A 20,178-nucleotide genomic window follows, 5' to 3' on the forward strand; every position below is an offset into this window, starting at 1 on the left:
AATGGCATTCCCCACTAATACCTTCGCCACCTATGAGGCGGTTGGCAACCGCGAAGACCTGGCCAATGTGATCTATAAGATCGCCACGACCATGCGCCCGTTTCAGGAAAACATCAAAAAGGGTACCTGTAAGGCCACTTTCACCGAATGGCAGACTTCGACTCTGCGCACGCCCGTTGCCACGAACAAGAACGTTCAGGGTGACGACACGACCGCCACGGCCGCTATCACGACCCTGCGTCGTGGCAACCGCACGCAAATCTTCAAAGAAGCCGCGTCGGTCACTCGCACTCAGCAAGTCGTGGATTCTGCCGGCCGTCCGAATGAAATGTCATTCCAGGTGCTCTACAAGGGCGAAAACCTGCTGAACGATATGGAAATGTCCTTGCTGGCCAATCTCGCGGCCATCACGGGCGATGACACGACGGCGCCGCAACTTGCCGGTGCACTGGCGTGGATGTCCTCAAACGTCTCGCGCGGCGCGGGCGGTTCGTCCGGCTCCTACTCCGGGGGTCAGGGCGCGGCTACCAACGGCACGCAACGTGCTTTTACCGAAAGCCTGCTCAAGACTGTTCTAGCCTCGGCTTTCACCAATGGTGCGTCGGGTCCGAAACTGGCCCTAATGAGCGCCACGCAAAAGGGCGTCTTCTCTGGCTTCACTGGCATTGCCGATATCCGCAAGGATGCAGGCGGCGGTCAGGCTACCATCGTCGGCGCGGCTGATACCTACATCGGTGACTTCGGTCAAATCACGACGGTTCCGGTTCAGTTCGGCCTGACCCGTGACGTGCTGATCATCGACCCGTCGTATTGGGAACTGGCCTACCTGTCGCCGCTCGATACGTCACCGCTGGCCAAGACCGGTGACTCCGACCGCAAGCAACTGGTGGCAGAAGCCACGCTGATCTCGCGCAACGAGAAGGCCTCGGCCCTTATTGCTGACCTTTCCTAACCGCTCTGAGTGAGCAAACACCTTTGAGGCGGCTCCTGCGGGGGTCGCCTTTTTTCATGGAGAATTAGATGCCCGTCTTTAAAAAAGAGATCGAAACCGGCCCCCAAGAGGCTGAGCCTACTGTTCGCGTTCGCGTGACAAAGCAGGGCCACGGCAAGATCAGCACTGGCGTTCACAACGCAACTGACGGTGAGGAGTTCTTTGCCGAGGGCGAAGAGATTGACCTTCCCAAGAGCATCGCGGAGGCGCTCATGTCGGGAGAGCCGGAACACAATCACGCCGGCAGCTTCCGTCACTACGTCGATATCGCCAAGCCTGCGAAGGCCGCTTAACAATGGCTGAGGCCCATGAGTACGGATGGGTACGTTTCCCCGACCTGATAGGTGGAACGAAGCGGTGGGTGCGGTTTGAGCCTGATGGAACATGCCGTGTGAAGTACGAAACCGAAATGACGGATATCAAAGGCGCGTTGGATCATAACCACGAGGCCCGCGCGCATTCCGGCGGCAAGATGATGGGGGGCAACATGGTTCGCGCCATGTCGGTTCCCGAAGGCGTCCGCATCAAGTGGATGGTCGAAGAGGGCTGGGACTGCCAGAAGCCTGAGCATAACGACCGCCTAGTCAAGAAAATGAATGACCTGGATTACCAATACCTCCGCACAGGCGGGGGCGCGTAGCCCTGCAACAGGATGGCTCAATTCGATGACCATTGATTCATATGCCAAGGTTCAGGCGAGCATAGCCCTATGGCTGAACCGACCCGATCTTGGCGTATACATTCCCGACTTCATCGCGCTCGCTGAAAATCGTCTTAATCGTCTACTCTGCGATAATGTCAATCTGGTGAAAAAGACATCTATCACCCTGTCGAGTTCAGAGACGTGCCTGCCTGACGACTTCAACGGAATGGTGTCGCTGATCTACCCCGGCCCCTCCGGCGGCGCGCTACGTTACAAGCCCGCATCAGACTTCTTCGACCTGCGCACGACCGGTGGACCCTATCCGCAATATTTCACAATTAGCGCAGGCAACCTGTGTGTTTGGCCCGGACCAAGTGATGCCGCCACACTGACTATGCGCTACCGGACCAAGCTGGATGCGCTCAAATATGGCCCCAACTGGCTATTGGACAATCATCCGGATGCCTACGTGTTTGGCGCCCTGGTGGAGGCTTGCGGGTATGAGGAAGACCCGCGCGGCCCGCTTTGGCAGAACAAATTCAACACCATCATCGAAGAGATCAACGATCAAGCGCAGGACATCGCTTTCGGCGGGCCTCTGCAAGTCAAATCCTGCGGCGGCGAATAGGAACGTAAATGGCCATTAACAGCTACTCGACATTGCAGGATGCGATCTTGGCGTATATCGCGCGCCCCGATCTGACAGCCCGCGTCACCGACTTTATCACCCTGGCTGAGGGCACTCTGAGCGGCATTCTCCGCACCCGCCGCATGATCACAACGGATGAAGTTGTCGTTAACTCAGGGCAGGATAGAGCGGCGTTACCGGATGACCTGCTTTCCATCCTCTATATTTCCGCCCTGACAGACCGCACGAAGACCCTGACTGCGCAGCCGCCGGAATACATCGCCAAGGCCATGCGTCTCAGGCAGTCTACACCCGGTGAGCCCCTATATTACGCCGTACTAGGCTCTGACATGGCGGTCTGTCCCATCCCCTCGGCCTCAAAAACCTACCTGCTGTCCTACTACGCCAAGATACCGGCCCTGACCAATTCGGCCACCACAAACTGGCTTTTGCAGGATCACCCCGAACTGTACCTCTACACGGCACTGATGCACGCTGCGCCTTACATGGCCGATGATCAGCGCTCGCAGTTGTTTGAAAACAGCGTCGTCAAGATGGTGCAATTCCTCATCGACAACAACAAGCGGACCTCCCTTGAGGACGAAGCTTACAGCGAGTTCAAGGGCTAGTCATGGGTATTACACCGAATTATGGCTGGGATTATCCCGACAACGGCGGCGATACGGATAATTGGGGCGTATTGCTCACGACCCTTTTCGGTGAGCAGGATACTGACCTAAAGAACGTTTCTGACGTAGCGGATTCAGCTCAGGCAGATGCGACATCGGCTCTGGGGCTTGCGACCGTCGCCGCCCCGACAGGCGCGGTCATGGATTTCCTGCGCACGACTGCGCCGACCGGCTGGACCGTCCTGAATGGAACCATAGGCGATGCGTCATCTGGGGCAGATTACGCCAATGCAGCGGCTGAAACGCTTTTTACCCTGCTATGGGGACAGTTCGACGATACCCTGATGCCAATGCTGACATCGGCTGGAGGGGCGTCCTCGCGCGGCGCAGATGCGGCAACCGATTGGGCGGCTCACAAGCGCCTGACCATGACATTGCAGGCCGGCAAGTTCAGGCGCTCTTATCTGCCCGCTACAACCGGCGCCGTTGGCGCGACAGTGGCTCAGCAACTACCGGCACACACCCACGATATCCCGTTGCGGCAGACCAGTGGCGGCGGTAGTTTTGTAGCGGCATCGACGGGCGGTTCGTCTTTCACCGGCACCACAGCCTCGGCGGGCACGGGCACTGATCTTTACCCTGCTCATGGCGTCTACCTGACCTGCATTAAGCTGTAATGTATTATACGCTCGATATACCGCCGGGCGTGGTTCGGACCGGCACGGAATATAAGGCAAAGGGCAGGTTCTACAGCACTGCTCTTATGCGCTGGTACTCTGGATGGTTCGGCCCTATTGGCGGTTGGTCTGCGCATTCTACAAGCGCGGTAACGGGCTATGGCAGGGCCATCATTGCTTGGCGCGACGATGCCAAGTCGCCACACGCCGCGATAGGGACTGAGCAAAAGCTTTACGTCATGAGCCGATCTGGCGCGCTCACGGACATCACCCCTGTTGGGTTCACGACAGGCCGAGCCAACGCGGAAACAGGCGCTGGTTATGGGTCTGGTGTTTACGGGGCAGGGGTATACGGCGCAAGTTCAGGATCGTCCTACAGTGTGCTTCCGGCGTCCGTCTGGTCTCTCGATACCTATGGACAATATCTTGTCGGGGTCATGGCAGAGGACGGCATCATCTACGAATGGCAACTCGACACCGGAACGCCAGCGGCGGCAATAACCGGAGCGCCGACCGCCAATGCCCTCGTGGTCACGGCGGAACACAGCATCATGGCGCTGGGTGCGGCGGACAACCCTCGCCTTGTCATGAATAGCGACGTAAACGATGAAACCGACTGGACTGAGACTGTCACGAATTACGCGCGCCGGCAGGAATTGCAGACATCGGGGTCACTGATCTGCGGCCTGCGCATCAATGGCGGTACGCTTCTGTTTACCGATGTTGATGTGTGGTTGGCAAGCTTCATAGGTCAGCCTTTTGTATATGGCTACGAGAAGCGCGGTTCGGACTGCGGCGTCGTGTCAATTCGGGGTGCCGTAGCGGCTCAATCATCGGTCTTCTGGATGGGACAGAATGGTTTCTGGGCCTATGACGGATATGCCAGACCACTGCCGTGCGATGTTCAAAACTATGTCTTTGGCGACTTCAACAAAATCCAGGCGTCGAAGGTTCAGGCTTTCCACAATTCCAGTTTTGGCGAGGTCTGGTGGTTTTACTGTTCGGCTCAGTCCAACGAGATAAACCGTTACATCATCTATAACTATCTGGAAAACCATTGGGCCATAGGGACGAGCCTTAAGCGGCTGAGCGCTGTGGATCGCGGTGTGTTTCTTTACCCCATGATGGTGGCCCAGAACGGCATTGTGTATGATCAGGAGCGCGATTTTACGCATAGCAGTTTTACGCCAACTGCGGAGACCGGCCCGATTGAAATAGGCGACGGCGACAACCTGATCATGGTGCGCCGGGTGGTTCCCGATGAAAGCGTTCTGGGCAATGTGAGTGCGACGTTTTACACGCGCCTTTATCCGATGAGTGCTGAAACGGTGCTTGGGCCATATTCCCTGTCAGAGGACACCCCGGTTCGGATGGTCGCGCGCCAGGTGTCGGTAAAATTCACAGGTGTAAATGGCTCTGACTTCAAGATCGGCACTGTGCGCCTTGAAGGCGTTGCGACGGGAGCGACCCGATGAGCTTGCCGAAACCGAAAAAGGAATACTCGCAGACCGAGGAAAGCCAGACGCGGGCGCAAATCGACCGAATGGACCAATCCAATCGCAAGAAGGGCCAAGACGTTGAAATTGCCGGTGATGAGCGGCTGATCGTGACGGACAGCGTGACGGGAGACCGTGGCGTTATCGGTGTCGCGGCTGGTGTGGTGACGTGGACCGCCCTTTAACGCCTTGGGAACACGCTAGGCGGCTTTTGCCGTTCATGGATTGCGACGAACAGGAAGTTTACGAGCGGTTGCTTGGCAATACGGCCCATTTATGGGTCAATGAGGATTCTGCCGGCGTTACGGAAGTGACGGACGCTGGTTACCTGCATATCTGGCAATGTGGAGGCACCCTGCGGGGACTACTCCAGATGTTGTTGTCAGTGGAGGCTTTCGCGGAAGCGCTCGAATGCAAAGGCTTGATCATATCAGGCCGTCGCGGCTGGTCCCGCGTTCTCTCCAGACATGGTTACATTTTTAAAGATGGGCACACGGTGAAAACCTATGGGCGGTAAGACAAAAACCACCACGAACAGCACGACGACAAATCCGTATGCTGTTCAGCAATTCCAATCGGCCAGCGCATCCCTACCGAAGGCGTATAGCCCCGTAACTGCCGATCAGATTGATCAATACCAGAATCCGTACACCTCGTCTGTCATCGATGCCACGCTTGCCCGCTCGAACCAAAATCAGCAAATGGCGCTAAACGGCAACCAGGATCAGGCCATTCGATCCGGCGCATTTGGCGGCAGCGGGCAATCTGTAGCCGACGCTCTGACCAAGGGCCAATTCGATCTGAACAACCAGCAAACCATAGCGGGCCTTAATCAGGCAAACTACAGCCAGGCCCTTCAGACGGCGACGGGTCAGAATTCTGCTCAAAACCAATACCCACTGGCCATTCAGGCTTTGTTGGCACAAATAGCGCAGGGCACGACGCAGACCACGAACGGCACTCAGACCACAAAGGCGCCTATAGATTGGTCAGGGCTTCTTAGCGGTGTTGGTAGTGCGGCCTCTGGGGCAGCTTCGCTTATGGCGCTGTCCGATCATCGCCTGAAACATGACATCGTGCCTATCGGAGAGCGCCATGGCCGCAAGTGGTATCGGTTTAAATACCTGTGGGATGATATTGTGCATGAAGGCGTCATGGCGCAAGAAAATATGGACATTGCCATTCGCCTTCCATCCGGCTTTTACGCTGTCAATTACGGGGCTATCTAATGGGCTTGTTTGGAGGCAATAAAGAGAAGTGGCAAAAGGGCCTCAGTATCCTTGGCGCGACGTTGAAAGACGTTGGTGCTGGCCTTGGGCACGAGCAGGGCGGAAACCTGAACCAATACCAGGCTCAACAGCGCGCATTGGCCCAAAAGGCCGCTCAAGATGCCGTCTACGAGAAACTGGCTGGCGTCCTCACACCTCAAGCGCCGACTGTCGCTGGCGCTCCCGCTGACACCCAGGGCCTGAGCCCGTTCGCTGCCGCTATTCAAGGGCAGGCGCGGGGCGCGCCACAAGCCCCGACGCAACCGCAGGCGCATGGAATCTCGTGGGATCAGTTATTGCCCGTAATTACGGAGGCGCAACGGGCGGGGATTGATACCGAAGACATCGTCAAGGCCTATCAAATGGCCCATCCCACGAAGGAATACCAAGGTGTGAACCTTGGCGACGGCAATTTTGGCAGTTTCGATCCTTCGACGGGGCAAATCGCGGACCTGCGCACAGACCCATATGCCGCCAAGCGCGCCGAACTGCTTCAGGCGCAGATAGACGCACAAAGGGCATATGTCCCGCTGAGAGACGCGCAGGGCGATTATTATCAGGCCAGAGCTAAGCAGCCTTATGCGCCCCAAAGACCCGTATCCAGGCGAGTACGCGGCGGTAGTTCCGAAGCGCCCCCCTCTGGCTTTGTACTGGATTAAAAATGGCGATCAAAGAAGGCCAAACGGCCACAAACCCTCGGACCGGTGAGAAGGTCGTGTACCGCGCCGGGTCATGGCAGGCGCTTGCCGGTCCTCAACCTGTCGCCCTGTCAACACAGGAAGAGCAGCAGATGAATGCTCTCAGGGACACGGCAATAAAATCAAGCAACACTGATCAGCAGGTCCAGCGCTTTGGAAAGCTTAATGAGCAAGTTAGCACAGGTTTTGGACGGGGCGGCGGCGGCTTTAATCCGCTAAACTGGTTTAACGGCCCCAATTTACAAGCTATGGAAAGCATCACGTCCGCCCTTGCGCCCACGCAACGCGTTCCCGGCTCTGGCTCATCTTCAGATAAAGACGTTGAAATGTTCCGGAAGGGGCTGCCATCAATTGATAAATTCGGCGGAGCAAACGCCAAAATAATCGATAACCTCCATAATCAGGCGGTACAGGATCGGGCCCGCGTCTCTTTCTATGACAAATGGGTTCAACAGCATGGCACGCTAAACGGCGCGCCTGAAGCATTTCAGCAGCAACTTGATGCCATTCAGAACGCGCCAAACCCGCAGGTCGCAAGCGCCCTTGTTCGCGCTTTGACTGGCCAAGCACCCATGACATCTCCACAGGCCGCACCGGCGACCACTCCTCGTGTTCAGCCGCCCAAGAAGGCGTCTACAAAGCTTGTATATGACCCCGCAACTGGTGATTTCAAATAATGCCGACGACCGTTCAAGGGCCTGATGGACAAGAATTTGAGTTTCCAGACGGCACGCCTCCCGACGTCATGAAGTCCGCTATGCGTAAGCATTATGGCCCGCCAGCCATGCCGGCTCCTGCTCGTAACGCTCCATCTTCTCAATCCACGCCTCAGTCCGTGCAGCCTCCAAGGGCCCGTAGTGCTGGCGATGAATTCATGGCCGCTATTTCTCGCCCGTCAAAAACCATGAGGGGCCAGCAATTTAGCGCACTAGCAGCGGGGGAAGGCCGGTATTGACCTAATCGGAGACCTCACAAATGCGGCTGGCGCTGCCATCGGGAGCGGCTGGTACAACTTGACTGGTGGCAAGTCCGTTACCGGCAAAGGCAATGCGCCTATTGAGGTTCAGACCCAGAATGGCCGAAAGGTATACCGCTTCAATGGCGCTGGCCCCTGGTCACCGGTTCCGACCGACGCCAGCGGAAAGCCCGATCTTGCGGCTATCTCACAGATTAAGCGGCCCATGATTACTGAACGCGCCACGCAAGATCGTCTGGGCAATGCAACTGCGCAAGCCCTGACTTTTGCTGTTCCCGGCGGCGGTTCGTCAGGCGCACGCAAGGTGGTGGGTGAGGGCGTTGGCCTCGCTGAGGGCTTGGCTAAAACGCCGTTTCGCCCCATTGTCAGGGTAGCCAATAAGGCCACCGGCGGCAAGTTGCTTGACCCTGTCTATCAGGCCAAGCAGACCCTCGCGGCGGCAATTAAGCGTGACGGCGGATCGCCTGAGCAGGTGGCGCAAATCGTCAATGAGTGGCAGGCCACGGGGGCATCAAGCCCTTCCCTGCTGGATGCCGTCTCAAAACTGCCAACTGGTGGTCAGGCAACCCTTGCTGAGGTTCGCGGCGCGGCCATGAACAGTCCTGTCGCGCGCGGAACGGCAAAGGCATATCGCAATAATATCGAGGCCAATCTACAGGACAATGCACAAAACCTGACCGACCGGCTGCACCCAGATATGCGCACGACGCAGCAATTTGTTGACGATACCAAGGCACTTCGCTCTCGCAACGCGGAATCGCTATACCGTGATGATTACGCGACACAGCTTCCGGTCAATAAGGAGACGCTGACTGGCCTTTCAGATGCGCCGGGGAGGTCTGCCCTTGCTCGCTCTCGCGCCTCCGCTGTGGCAAACGGGCGCTGGGATCAAGTGGCGGAAATCGACCAGCTATTACAGGCGCAAAAAGGCCCTGTTGATTGGACGAGTCGTGGCCCGCAATTCAATGTCCTAGATGCCTTGACCGGCAAGGCGGCTGAAAGACTACCGGAAGTTCCTACGGTAAGCGGCGGCACGCTTGACCGCGCCCGTATCCAGACGATCACGCCCGCACCGCAAAACTGAATAAACCGCATACCAAAAACTAACACACAGGCCTCGCTCTCACAAGCGGGGCCTTTTTCATGGAAGCTCTATGTCAAAGTTTAACGCCTATCGAAATGCTGAGTTTGTGCGTTCATATGTCTGGCCAATGGGAACAGACCTGTCTGGGTATACCGGTATTTTTCGCATCTACGATGCTCTTGGCGGCACCATTCTGCTGAGCGTTACTCTGACACCAAACGAGAACAACAGCCGTCTGATCATCACAGACAACGCCTTTTCGGTTGACATTGAGGCTGTGGACGTTGCGGCGCTTGGTGTGGATAGTGACCCGACGCAACCGAAAGTCATGTACTTCGATTTCGTCATCTTCACGCCTGACAACGAAACACGCAAGATAGACGGCGGTCCATTCCTGTCGTGGCCCTGGGGCTCCGATGTTAAGGATGAGTGCTGCGAAATAACCGTCAATCTGTGCTGCGGTGAAACGACCCTGCAAGTCGTGCCGTATCTGACATCAGAGGCTGTGCTCAAGACCGGCGGAACGATGACGGGACCGCTTGAACTTTATGGCGACCCGCAAGGCCCACTAGAGGCCGTGCCGCTCCAGTATCTGGATGATCGCGTCGGCCCACTTGGATCTACTGACACCATCGTCATCCTGAACTGGGGTCAGTCAAACGCTACTATTCTGGCCACAGGCAACGACCAGACGCTGATTCCGGTCAACACCTATTACATCTATTACGGCATGACGGCACCAGCTCTATTCACTTCATGGAGCGCCGCGCCATTCAGTAACAAGGCGCAGGCGGGGCTTCAATTTGCCTATCAATACCGCGAGGCCCACAATATCCCGGCATCACAGCCAATCCTCGTCCTGATCAACTCCCTTGGTGGCGAAACGCTGGCGGCATGGGTGGCGAGTGGCAGGGCCTCGGCCCGCTACGTTGAGTTGCTGGATATTGTCTCGAAGTCCAGCCTGACGCGCCCCGTTGATGTGGTGTACGGACTTCAGGGAGAACGCGATTCCACGACCGAGGACACGGGGTACAGCACCACGACGCAATGGAATGACGGCTATGACGCGCTTCAGGCCCAGTGGACGTATGACGATATTGTCGGCCCCGACACGCAATATCTTCATGCCGAAATGGGTCAATGGTTCGACGGCCCGGCAGAAACCAGTACCGGGGGTATGAAGGTTCGGGAATGGCTGCGTCGTTCAAACGGTAACCGGGCCATCGTGTCATCGGCCGGTCTGATACGTGAGCCTGGCTCCGCAAACACCGCGCACTACAGCGGGGCAGCCAAAGACGAAATGGGCCGACGCGCGGCGGCCGCTATTTTCAGCCCCATGAACTTTGGGCGCCCGATCGGCGTTCAATCCGCAGTCAGCGAATATATGGAACCGGAGGTCATTACACCGCCTTTAAAATATGCCGGATTTACGATCGGGTCCGCCACAATCAACTCAGGCGGCACTGGGTATACGGTGTCTGATGTGTTAACTCTGGTCGGGGGCACTTACGGAAACCCGGACATAGAAACGCCTGGAACCTTGACAGTCACGAGTGTGAGCGGGGGGGTGATTACCGGGGTTACCAACAACGCCGATGGGCGGTATCAAGCATTGCCGGCCATCACCGGCGCGACGGTTACGGGTGGTTCGGGCGCCGGGGCAACATTCGATCTTACGGCGGGTACGCCGTCCACTCCAGTTGACGTGTTTCTCGGCACCGATAACTTGCGCGGCGCAGGGGGCATTAACGTTTCCGCTTCGACACGCCTGTTCCTACCTAATGCGGCGCCTATTTTGAGCGCGGTGGACCTTCCCACCGTTTGCACTTCCACGACGAACGGAACACCTCGCCTCTTGTCCCGCCAGGCCATTCAGAGCGTTTACGGCGGCTCTACTACGGGTCAGGTAAGCGCGCCCCAATATGACGACGGGACCGGCTCAGCCAATTATTACTACGTTGATTTGACGGACGGAACGTACCAAATCACATCGGAAAGCGGTCTTTACAAGGTGTGCGTAACGGGCGGCCGATTCCTGAATCTGACCGCCGCAGCCGATTATACGCTGCAGCCGATTGATTACGAAAATACCATTATTCGGGCCGCCTCGAACCATATCAAGATTGCGGACGCCCCCACGATCGGCGCCAGGGTTCATGTCTATGTCAATTCTGTTTCGACTCAAAGCGTCACTATCGAAACGGTCTCCGGCGATAATATCCGTATTGAGGGGCCGATCGGAACGGCGGCAAACGCCTATGTTACGACCCTCGCGCTTGACGCCGCAGGCCGTGAAGTCGAATTGGTCTATAACGGAACGTGGGCTGTTGCATCGGATAACGCGGATCTATACGACGGTTACACAGACGGCGGTTCGATCACGGCACAGACGTTCGATTTCACGAATGCGCGGGGCAAGCGCTATTCCTGCGCGGCGGGCGCCTACCTGTTTCCGTCACCGAACGCCCTTGATAAGGGGGCGGTCATGCTATACGCCGCCGGGGCTATCACGATTGGCATGGATAATGGCGTCGGCTCTATGGTTGACCCGCGTACAGGCGCCACCATTGTTTATCCCGCAACCGTAAGCGTCCCGGCTGGCAAGTGGGTTGAGGTCTACAAGGTTTCTGCGGCGCTTCTTGGTATCCGCAATCCGATATCCTGCATGACAAGCTGAACCATCTTCGCCTTGCGTTCGGCATTGAGCTTGTGGAGCCGGAAAACTTGCGATCCGGTGTAATCGCCTTTTCTGGCGGAACAGGCAAGGATAATCCACCGCCTCCGCCAGGTGGAGCATAACTCTGTGGATTGGGGTTTGTTCTACGGGGCGCTCGCCCTGCTGACGTTTTTCCTCTCGATATTGTCAGGATCGGGTGGTCTGCAAAAGATCGCCTTTATCCTGATCGTGTCGTGCGGTGTCTCGAATGTCATCTATGGCGCCTTCACGCCTCCGGTCTTATGCCGCTGGAATGCGCTTGTTGATCTTTCCCAACTAGTCCTTGTTGCCGGCGTCTTCAACTGCCACCCGAAAACCACCCTCATTAAATGGCCAATGGTTCTTAGCTACATCGCCATGCTCACCTGTCACTTCGCGTTTTTGAAATGGCACAGCACCTTTTTCACTGAATATTACCTGACCTTAAACGTGCTGTTCCTGTTTCAGTTGGCGATAGTGTCGGGCTGGAGCATACGGCATGTCTGGAGGCGATTTGGAGGCTTACATATGCTTGGGCATATTGGTCATTGGCGCACTCATCGGATTGGTGGTGCTAAATGAGCGAGGGGCGAGATTCCGCATACGGTGGCGTTCCAAGCGTAGACGTGATGTGGCTGATGATTAGCCAGTTGAAAGATGAGTGCGAAGATATCAAGTCAGATAATGAGCGATTGAAAAAGCGCGTCAATGATCTGGAATCCTTCAAGTGGTGGGTGATGGGCGTCGGTGCTGCTATAGCGGCGCTTTGTACGTTCTTCGCCGATCAGATAAAAATTATGCTCGGCCTAAAGGGTGCATAGACCATCTCTCCACTATACTGAGTTCAACCCGTCAGAAATCAACGAGCCATCCATTCAGAAAACGCCACAATGGATCGTCGCACCCAAGCGAACGGCCTTGGAAAACTGGGCAGAAGGTCGCTATTCATCCATGCCATGTTAAAGGCAAATCCAATGAGCATGAGTGATATTAGTATGAACGTTTCCATCTCTCCACTATACCTGAACGGTGGGGAAAGGCAAGGAATCCGTTGCTTTTGAATGGGGAATAGGGTAGGGTTTGCGGGTGATCGGTGGCGCGTCCATGGTGGCGTTTTGGGAGGTTCGAACCCTCCGTCGTGCGATCTGGTAATTTCGTCTGCAGCGAACAATCCGGCCCGATCACATTCTCCCCCCGCAGAGCCTCAGACTTCATGTGCCGTCTTTCCGGCTGTCACCCCGTCCATTTCTGGACACCCTGACAAAGGGCTGATCGAGCGGGGTTCCCCATTGGCTCGGACGCCATTCACTGGCGAAACTTGGTGGAGCCCTTTTTATAGACGGCCCCAGTGAAACCATGCTGACTCAGCAAGCGGAACAATCTCTATACCCCATATGCAGAGACAAGGCAAGGGAATCGGCTCAGGTTTCCAGCCTCGCGGCCCAATCGTCCATCAGCTTCCGCCGCCGCTCCAGTGCATCACCGCGCCGGTAAGCCTGTTCCGCTTTATCCCCAACCACATGGCCAAGCGCCGCCTCTGCGATCTCACGCGGGTGGTCTGTCTCGTCCCCCCGCCCAATCCCTGAATGTGGATCTAAACCCGTGAACCGTTGCGCCCATTCCCATCTTGCCGCGCAGACATTCCAGCATCGCCATGTTCGACAGGTGGCCGTCACCAGCCCGGCCGGGGAAGGCGTATTCAGATACAGGTCGAGGATCGTTTCTTCTTCCTCACGGACCAGCTTGTCCTTTTCGCGCAGGGCCACGACCTTGCGGAGGATTTGACATCGAACCCTTCGCCTTTGGTTTCGTCGTATACCTCTTTGATATCGCCCATGATTTGGGTCTTATCCTCTTCCAGTCTCTCAACCCGATCGATGATGGTGCGCAGGCGCGTCTGGGCGGCGCCGGTGGTGACATCATCGGGCGAAAGGCTACCCTTTGGGCATGGTACATTTCCGTGGTACACAACCTTGTGCCACAAGGCATTTGGGCTATAATAAAATCAATAACTTATGGAGACTTTAGGTGGTACACAGCACCTACCTCCATCTCCGCCATTTCCCCTTTCATAAAAACGGATTAAATAGTGTAGGGACAGTCTGTTACTGCCTCCTTGGGTGAAGGCTTTTGCACTGGCTGAATAAAGGGGAAAATCGTGTCATGGCTGCTTTCAGCGCTTGAGCCGGTCCAGGGCGTACTCCTGGCCCTGGCGCTTGGTCTCCTGATCGGTGTGGAGCGCGGCTGGTCGCGGCGGAACGATCCTGACGGCAGCCGGGTGGCCGGGATCCGGACGTTCGCCCTGCTGGGCCTCGCCGGCGGCCTGGCCGGTGAGGTTCTGCAACGGATTTCACCTGTACTGGCGGCAATCCTCCTGGGCGCGGTGGCCGCAACCCTGCTGATCGGGTATCTTCGCCGCTCACGGTCTGGCGATGACGTGAGCGCGACCTCGACTGTTGTCGGCATAATCACCCTGGGCGTGGGCCCGGCGGCCGCCACCGGTGGAGGCGTGCTTGCCGGCGCCGTTGCGGCGGTGACCACGCTTATCCTGTCGTCGCGCCGCCAGCTCCATGCCTGGTCAATACCCTTACCGAGGCCGAGATGCAGGCGATCGCCCGCTTTGCATTGATTGCCCTGGCCATCCTGCCCATCCTGCCCGATCAGGCCATGGGGCCGTTCGATGCCTGGAATCCCCGTCAGATATGGATGATCGTCGTTGTCGTTTCGGGTTTTTCCTTCGCGGGCTATGTGGTGGCCCGGCGGCTGGGCGCCTCCAGAGGGCTTGTCGTCCTTGCTGCGGCCGGCGCGATGGTGTCCTCGACTGCCGTTACGGCTGCCCTGGCCAACCGGTTGCGCAAACAGGAAGGGCCGCCGGATGTTTTGATCGCCGGTATCGTCACGGCGTCCGCGGTCATGTTCCTGCGCGTCCTCATCCTGACCGCCGCCCTCGCGCCGTTTGCCTTTACCGGGCTGGCCCTGCTGGTGGGACCGGCAACCGCTCTATGCATCGCCTGGGCGCTCTGGCTTCTGTGGCGGTCGCGCGGTGATAAGGCAGAGGCGTCCGAGGCCTTACCCTTGCGCAATCCGTTTGATCTGGGGCCGGCGCTTCTGCTGGCAGGGCTGGTGCTCGTGCTCTCCGGCCTGGCGCGCTGGCTGCTGGATGCCTTTGGCGAAACGGCCCCGGCCACCGCCCTGGCCCTGTCGGGCATGTTCGATGTCGATTCGGCGATCATCACCATGAGTGTCCTGCCACCCGAAAGCCTCGACGGCCGGATGGCAGGCATGATCCTGGCCGGACCGGTCATGCTCAATACCATTGTCAAGGCGGTCATCGCCATTGCCATGGGCGGCCGATCCGGCTGGCGCGCCGGTGTGCCGCTGCTGCTGAGCGTGGCAACCGGCGGCGTGACCTTACCCTTTCTGATCTGGAATCTGATCTGAGATTTCCTCTTTCGGGGGCTCAGACCTCGATATTACGTGACGGGAATATATCGCACAGGCGTTCGGTGAGTTCATGCAGAGGGAGGCCCACATAGTCCTTGGTCAGTTCAATCACCACGGAATCCTGGACTGACCTGTCGAGATGCGGCCGTAAAAGGCCAAGCCACGCCGAGGGAGCAACCACCACCAGGCCGTCGAACCGGTCCTGCGCCCTGGCGCGGTTCAGCCGGTCGGCGACTCGCACGGCCAGGTCTGCCTTGAGTTTGCGATGAATATCGACATGGGGTTCGCTCATGTGCCGCAGGTTGCCGCTGCTTTCAAAGACGGTGGCCCTGGCGTCGGTTCCGGTGTCGTAGACTTCGATGCGCTCCGCTTCGAGGCGAAAGTCGTCCAGCGGCTGAAGCGCCCAGGTCAGGGTCTCTTCGGGCTGATGCGTGGCGCCTCTGATGATGTCGCTGGCCGGTATGCGCAAATAGCCCTGAGCCTCGCTGCCATCGGCAACGATCACCCAGACGGTGGACGGGTGATAGGGAAGGGGGCGGCGTGGGACACGATTGTTCTCCTTGTCGAACAGGTTATCTCGAACACTATCCTGCGGGGCGCCTGGCCGCTTTGATCGCCGTCAAACGCGCGCACTTGGCTTGTCATGGCCTTACGGAATCACCGGAATGCAGGGTGTCGCCGGGGAAAATGACGATCCGGTCGCCGGCCTTCAGTCCCGATTGCACCGAACGGTAATGGTCGCCGCCATTGCTGATCCCGACGGGTGTCAGTATGGCCTTGCCATCGATAACCCTGAAGACCGCCCACTGGTCTCCGTTGCGCACGAGGCTGTCGACCGGCACGCGCAGGACATTTGCCTGCTTCGATATGATCACGCGCAGGTCGACGCGGAACCCGTGGCCCGGGGCGGGCGCCTGTTCGGGATGGCTCAGGTGCGCAATCACATTGACCCTTTGTTCCTCGACCCCCAAAGCGGAAACCTTGGTATGGGCATAGGGCTCGATGCGGCTGAGGCGCGCGGGGATGGGCGTTGCGCCGCCCCACCCCTCGACAAGGGCCTCGTCGCCCGGTTTCATCAGAACCGCATCCTGGGAGAGGAATTCGGCTACGATTTCTATCCCGGCGGGATCGCCAATGGTCAGCAACGGCGCACCGGCAGGCACCACGGTTTCACTTTGCTGGAAAAGTTGCAGCACGCGTCCGGCAACGGGGCTTTTGACCGCGGTGGTGACGCCCGTGCCGCCTTCCGGGGTTCCGGCGGCGACCTGAGCCTGTTTCAGCGCCGCCTTCCGGGACAGGCGCATCGCCAGGGCGGCATCGACCGTGGCATTGGCGGTGTCGAGGGCGGCCTGACTGGCATATCCCCGGTCGAACAGGATTTTGACGCGATCGCGGTTATGACGCGCCAGGGCGAGGTCGGCATCCGCCGAGCGCAGGGCCGCCGCCGCCGCCAGTATGCCGGCCTCGGACTGGGCGGATAGGCGCGCATCCAAAAGGGCTGGCGATGCCGGGCCGAGGATGGCGACGGTCTGGCCGCGCGTTACCGGATCGCCGGCTTCAACGGCGATGCGCTGCAACTGGCCGGCAACCGGCGCCGCGACCGCGAACACATCGTGGATACGTGTGCGGCCTTCATCGACAATATCCTGCTGGACAAGACCTCGATCGACAATCACCGTTTCCACCGGCTTTGGCCGCGGCCATATCATCCATATCAGGGCGGCCGCGAGAATCAGGCCGGCGCCCGCCCAGAGCAGATGTCCTGGTTTCACATTCAGTTTCATTGTCAGTCCCTCGCTTTCAGGACGCCCACCATATCCAGGCGATCGACGGCGCTGCGCACGACCAGCGCCGCAACCAGCACGCAGGCCAGCGTGAAGCTGATAGCGAAGGCGTAGCCCGCCGGATCGAAGACATAGGGAAAGGCGAAGTTTTCCGTGCTGAACAGGTGCGTCATCCAGATTGCCATGCCGGTGCCGAACAGGACGGCGAAAGGCAGGCTCAACAGCGCCAACACCATGATTTCGCCGATCAGCACATAGGAGACCTCCAGCCGGCTGAAGCCGAGAACGCGCAGGGTCGCCAGGTCGCGTTCCTGTTCCGCCAGGGTGACGCGCGCCGCTGAAAACGCCACACCGCCGGCCATGATCGCGGCGAAGCTCGAATAGATCGCTGTCATCAGGCCCATGTGTTCGTTGAAGTTCGTGCGCATCGAGCGTTCGGCCAGCGAAACGAAGCTGGCGCCCATCAGGGCCGGTGTCTGCTTCAGGCGTGAGGTGAAGGCGGCATAGGCAGCCGGATCGATGCGCAGATAGGCGCCACTGATCCGGCTGGCTCGCGCATCAGGCGGGACAGGTTGCCAAGCGCCATATAGGCGGAAGACCCGATCATCGGGTCGATAATGCCCGCCACGCGGACAGTGGCGCGGATGCGCCGGCCGCGAAGCTGCTCGACGGTGATGTCATCGCCGGCGCGCGCGTCCAGTTTGCGGGCGAGGGGGCGCGACAGCCAGATGCCTTCGGCGGGGGGCGGAATGACAGACAGATCGCGGCCGATCAGCCGGTTGAGTGTTGCGCCCTCGGCCAGACCAAACAGGGCTTCCTCGACGCGCCTCTGATCCTTGCTGAAGGCAACGCCATCGATGCGGAAGGGCTCGGTCGTAATGACGCCGGGGAGGCGTTCTATGTCATGCAGAACCCTGGCTTCCTGCGGCTCGCTCAGGGTGAGGGTAACATCCTGACGGTTGGCGAGGCCGAAATGGACGTCGAGCATATAGGTCATTTCAGCGGGAAAGGATTGCGTGACGATCAGGATCGAGATGGCCAGGCCAATGCCCAGGGCGGTGGTGGCGGCGCGGCGCGGGAAGCGGACGATCCGGCGCAGAATGATCCGGCTTTTTGGCGTCGAGCCCCTCGGCAAAGCCATGGAACAGTCCGCCGCCCTGGGCATAGTTGGCGGGTTGTGGCGGCGCCAGGGCTTCGGCTGGGGGCAGGCGCGCCGCCCTGGCGACGGCGTTCCAGGCCCCAGGCCGGCGGCAGCGAAACTGGCGGCGGCGGCCAGGATCAGGGTCGGCAGGGAAGCGGAAAACTCAAGATTCGGAAAATGATAGTACTGGCGATACATGCCCGCAATGAAACGCCCATAGGCCATGCCGGCCGCGACGCCGGCCGCCAGACCCAGCGTGCCGAAGATGAGCGCGCTTTCGGCATAGTGCCAGGCGATGGCCAGGTCGCTGTAGCCGAAAGCCTTGAGCAGGCCGATATTGGCCCTTTCCGTGGCAATCACCCGCCCCATCGAGATATTGACCAGGAAGGCCGCCACGATCAGGAAAAAGGTCGGGATAAAGCTCGCCAGTATGCCGAGCTGGCTCAATTCCTCGCTTAAAAAACGGTCGGACATCATGCGGTCGCGACCGGCTGCGCCGGCGGAGCCGTAGGGGCGCAAGGTCTCGTCGAGCGCCTGTGTCGCCGCACGGATATCGGCGCCGGGAGCCAGTCGAATGACGGCGTCATTGAAGGCGCCGCGCATGTCGTAAGCCTCGCCCAGTGCGTCACGGCCCATCCACAGGACGGCGAAGCGTTCCGGCTGCGGGAACATCTCACCCGGCGCCGTGACGAAGACGAACTCCGGCGAATTGGCAATGCCGGTGACAACCAGCCGCTGGCGGTGGCCATGCAATATGGCGTCGAGCGTGCCACCGGGTTTCAGTTTCAGGGCCGTGGCGAAGGCTTCGTTGACCAGCGCCTCTCTCGGATGTGCGGGGTCGGGCCAGCGGCCGGCGGTCAGGGCCAGGTCGTTGACGCGCGGGCGCCCCTGCCGCGGCAGGGAGATCAGGCGGGCCGACACGGGTTCGGCAACCTGTGGCAGGTCGAGCAGGGCATAGCCGGAAATACGTGTCTCGACGGCCGCCACGCCGGGCGCATTCTCCATCACCGGCGTCAGCCGGTCGGGCGCGCGGACCAGGGAGACGGCCAGGTCCGCCATATGCTTGTCGGCGTAATACTCGAGCCTGGTCTGTTCAAGAGACGCCCTCATGCCGACGGCCATGATCAGGACGGCAAGCCCGCAGCCGAGGACGAGTATGATGCCGGCGGCGTGCATTCGCATCCGCCAGATGTCGCGCAGCAGTTTGGCATCGAGCGGACGCATCACCAGACCAACTCGGACGGTTTGGCCGGCGTGGCGTTCGTTTCGATCTCGCGCACGCGGCCGTCGGCGAACCGCACCACCCGCGCCCCCATCCGGGCGATATCGGCATTGTGCGTAATGATCAGGGTCGTTGATTTGTAAAGCCGGTTGATTTCGCTGAGGGCCTCCAGCACCTGGGCGCCGGTTTGCAGGTCGAGGGCGCCGGTCGGCTCGTCGCACAGCAGAATCGCCGGACGCTTGGCGATGGCCCGCGCCACGGCGACGCGCTGCTGTTCGCCGCCGGACAACTGTGCAGGAAAATGGTCCATCCGGCCGGTGAGGCCGACCAGGGCGAGGGCGTCGCCAGCGGACAGGGGATTATCGGCGATTTCACGCACCAGGTCGACATTTTCATGGGCCGTCAGGCTGGGAATGAGGTTGTAGAACTGAAAAATGAATCCGACATGCCTGCGGCGATAGGCCGTCAGGTCGCGGTCGCTCATCGCGGTCAGAAGCGCGTCCCGAAACCGTACCTCGCCGCTGGTGGCGTGATCCAGTCCGCCCAGAATATTGAGCAGGGTCGACTTGCCTGAGCCGGATGGCCCGACCAGCATCAGAAGTTCGCCGTCCTGAATATCGAAACTGACATCGCTGAGGGCGTGAACCGCTGTTGGGCCCTTGCCGTATTGCTTGTTGACGCCACGCAGCGAGAAAGAGGCAGTCATGGGCCGCTCCGGTGACCGAAGAGTCACGCCTACAGGATTTATAGTCAGGGCGATTTGCGCCGGATCAAACGACCGGCAAAATATAGGGCGTGAAAG

General features: G+C 59.0%; 23 protein-coding genes and 1 pseudogene. 18 read left to right on the forward strand and 6 right to left on the reverse strand.

Translation table 11 applies throughout. The features are described from left to right. Position 1 precedes the first annotated feature (1 nt). The 16 genes from NVV72_15735 (at position 2) to NVV72_15810 (ending at position 12,606) form a co-directional block, all read left to right on the forward strand. Positions 2-952, forward strand: a complete 951-nt coding sequence (locus tag NVV72_15735) for a DUF5309 domain-containing protein (protein MCR6660717.1) — start codon at positions 2-4, stop codon at positions 950-952. A 68-nt stretch (positions 953-1,020) separates the two neighbouring features. Beyond that, positions 1,021-1,284, forward strand: a complete 264-nt coding sequence (locus NVV72_15740; protein MCR6660718.1) for a hypothetical protein — start codon at positions 1,021-1,023, stop codon at positions 1,282-1,284. A gap of 116 nt (positions 1,285-1,400) precedes the next feature. Next, positions 1,401-1,631 (forward strand): hypothetical protein, encoded by a 231-nt coding sequence (locus NVV72_15745; protein ID MCR6660719.1) that lies wholly within the window; start codon positions 1,401-1,403, stop codon positions 1,629-1,631. After that, positions 1,588-2,262 (forward strand): hypothetical protein, encoded by a 675-nt coding sequence (locus NVV72_15750; protein MCR6660720.1) that lies wholly within the window; start codon positions 1,588-1,590, stop codon positions 2,260-2,262. Before NVV72_15745 ends, NVV72_15750 begins: the two co-directional genes overlap by 44 nt. Before the next feature lie 47 nt (positions 2,263-2,309). Next, the gene (locus NVV72_15755; protein MCR6660721.1) at positions 2,310-2,891 is read left to right on the forward strand and encodes a hypothetical protein; all 582 of its coding nucleotides are present in this window, start codon (positions 2,310-2,312) and stop codon (positions 2,889-2,891) included. Between the two features lie 2 nt (positions 2,892-2,893). After that, complete coding sequence (locus NVV72_15760; protein MCR6660722.1) at positions 2,894-3,568, forward strand: hypothetical protein; 675 nt, start codon at positions 2,894-2,896, stop codon at positions 3,566-3,568. Then, entirely contained in the window at positions 3,568-5,043 is a 1,476-nt protein-coding gene (locus NVV72_15765) for a hypothetical protein (GenBank protein ID MCR6660723.1), read from the forward strand. Before NVV72_15760 ends, NVV72_15765 begins: the two co-directional genes overlap by 1 nt. Continuing rightward, positions 5,040-5,249, forward strand: a complete 210-nt coding sequence (locus NVV72_15770) for a hypothetical protein (GenBank protein ID MCR6660724.1) — start codon at positions 5,040-5,042, stop codon at positions 5,247-5,249. The genes NVV72_15765 and NVV72_15770 overlap by 4 nt, the downstream gene beginning before the upstream one ends. Positions 5,250-5,284: 35 nt before the next feature. Then, a complete protein-coding gene (locus tag NVV72_15775) occupies positions 5,285-5,581 on the forward strand; it encodes a hypothetical protein (GenBank protein MCR6660725.1) in 297 nt (98 codons plus the stop codon). Continuing rightward, entirely contained in the window at positions 5,571-6,293 is a 723-nt protein-coding gene (locus NVV72_15780; GenBank protein ID MCR6660726.1) for a tail fiber domain-containing protein, read from the forward strand. Before NVV72_15775 ends, NVV72_15780 begins: the two co-directional genes overlap by 11 nt. Further along, positions 6,293-6,991 (forward strand): hypothetical protein, encoded by a 699-nt coding sequence (locus tag NVV72_15785; GenBank protein MCR6660727.1) that lies wholly within the window; start codon positions 6,293-6,295, stop codon positions 6,989-6,991. The genes NVV72_15780 and NVV72_15785 overlap by 1 nt, the downstream gene beginning before the upstream one ends. A gap of 2 nt (positions 6,992-6,993) precedes the next feature. Then, entirely contained in the window at positions 6,994-7,707 is a 714-nt protein-coding gene (locus tag NVV72_15790; protein ID MCR6660728.1) for a hypothetical protein, read from the forward strand. A gap of 336 nt (positions 7,708-8,043) precedes the next feature. Continuing rightward, positions 8,044-9,090: a hypothetical protein gene (locus NVV72_15795; protein ID MCR6660729.1), complete on the forward strand. Its 1,047-nt coding sequence runs from the start codon at positions 8,044-8,046 to the stop codon at positions 9,088-9,090. A 70-nt stretch (positions 9,091-9,160) separates the two neighbouring features. Further along, a complete protein-coding gene (locus NVV72_15800; GenBank protein ID MCR6660730.1) occupies positions 9,161-11,767 on the forward strand; it encodes a hypothetical protein in 2,607 nt (868 codons plus the stop codon). A gap of 126 nt (positions 11,768-11,893) precedes the next feature. Next, the gene (locus NVV72_15805) at positions 11,894-12,367 is read left to right on the forward strand and encodes a hypothetical protein (protein MCR6660731.1); all 474 of its coding nucleotides are present in this window, start codon (positions 11,894-11,896) and stop codon (positions 12,365-12,367) included. Next, positions 12,364-12,606 carry a bZIP transcription factor gene (locus NVV72_15810; protein ID MCR6660732.1) on the forward strand — a complete coding sequence of 81 codons (243 nt, stop codon included), beginning with the start codon at positions 12,364-12,366 and terminating at the stop codon, positions 12,604-12,606. Before NVV72_15805 ends, NVV72_15810 begins: the two co-directional genes overlap by 4 nt. A gap of 876 nt (positions 12,607-13,482) precedes the next feature. Here the strand turns inward: NVV72_15810 and NVV72_15815 are convergent. Beyond that, a pseudogene (locus NVV72_15815) lies at positions 13,483-13,676 on the reverse strand (DUF2312 domain-containing protein). Between the two features lie 267 nt (positions 13,677-13,943). Here NVV72_15815 and NVV72_15820 point away from each other — a divergent pair. Together NVV72_15820 and NVV72_15825 are read left to right on the forward strand one after the other, a co-directional pair. Beyond that, positions 13,944-14,414 carry an MgtC/SapB family protein gene (locus tag NVV72_15820; GenBank protein MCR6660733.1) on the forward strand — a complete coding sequence of 157 codons (471 nt, stop codon included), beginning with the start codon at positions 13,944-13,946 and terminating at the stop codon, positions 14,412-14,414. Next, positions 14,387-15,226, forward strand: coding sequence for a DUF4010 domain-containing protein (locus NVV72_15825; protein ID MCR6660734.1), 840 nt, complete (start codon positions 14,387-14,389; stop codon positions 15,224-15,226). The genes NVV72_15820 and NVV72_15825 overlap by 28 nt, the downstream gene beginning before the upstream one ends. Positions 15,227-15,245: 19 nt before the next feature. Here the strand turns inward: NVV72_15825 and NVV72_15830 are convergent, their stop codons facing one another. From NVV72_15830 to NVV72_15850, 5 genes are all read right to left on the reverse strand, one after another. Next, complete coding sequence (locus tag NVV72_15830; GenBank protein MCR6660735.1) at positions 15,246-15,734, reverse strand: host attachment protein; 489 nt, start codon at positions 15,732-15,734, stop codon at positions 15,246-15,248. 136 nt (positions 15,735-15,870) lie between these two features. Further along, on the reverse strand, positions 15,871-17,013 hold the full coding sequence (locus NVV72_15835) for an efflux RND transporter periplasmic adaptor subunit (GenBank protein ID MCR6660736.1): 1,143 nt from the start codon (positions 17,011-17,013) through the stop codon (positions 15,871-15,873). A 2-nt stretch (positions 17,014-17,015) separates the two neighbouring features. Then, positions 17,016-17,477: an FtsX-like permease family protein gene (locus NVV72_15840; protein ID MCR6660737.1), complete on the reverse strand. Its 462-nt coding sequence runs from the start codon at positions 17,475-17,477 to the stop codon at positions 17,016-17,018. A gap of 17 nt (positions 17,478-17,494) precedes the next feature. Beyond that, positions 17,495-19,378: an ABC transporter permease gene (locus tag NVV72_15845; protein ID MCR6660738.1), complete on the reverse strand. Its 1,884-nt coding sequence runs from the start codon at positions 19,376-19,378 to the stop codon at positions 17,495-17,497. Further along, the gene (locus NVV72_15850) at positions 19,378-20,082 is read right to left on the reverse strand and encodes an ABC transporter ATP-binding protein (protein ID MCR6660739.1); all 705 of its coding nucleotides are present in this window, start codon (positions 20,080-20,082) and stop codon (positions 19,378-19,380) included. Before NVV72_15850 ends, NVV72_15845 begins: the two co-directional genes overlap by 1 nt. Between the last annotated feature and the right edge of the window lie 96 nt (positions 20,083-20,178).

Origin of the sequence: Asticcacaulis sp. (genome assembly GCA_024707255.1) — a bacterium.
Lineage (GTDB): Bacteria > Pseudomonadota > Alphaproteobacteria > Caulobacterales > Caulobacteraceae > Asticcacaulis.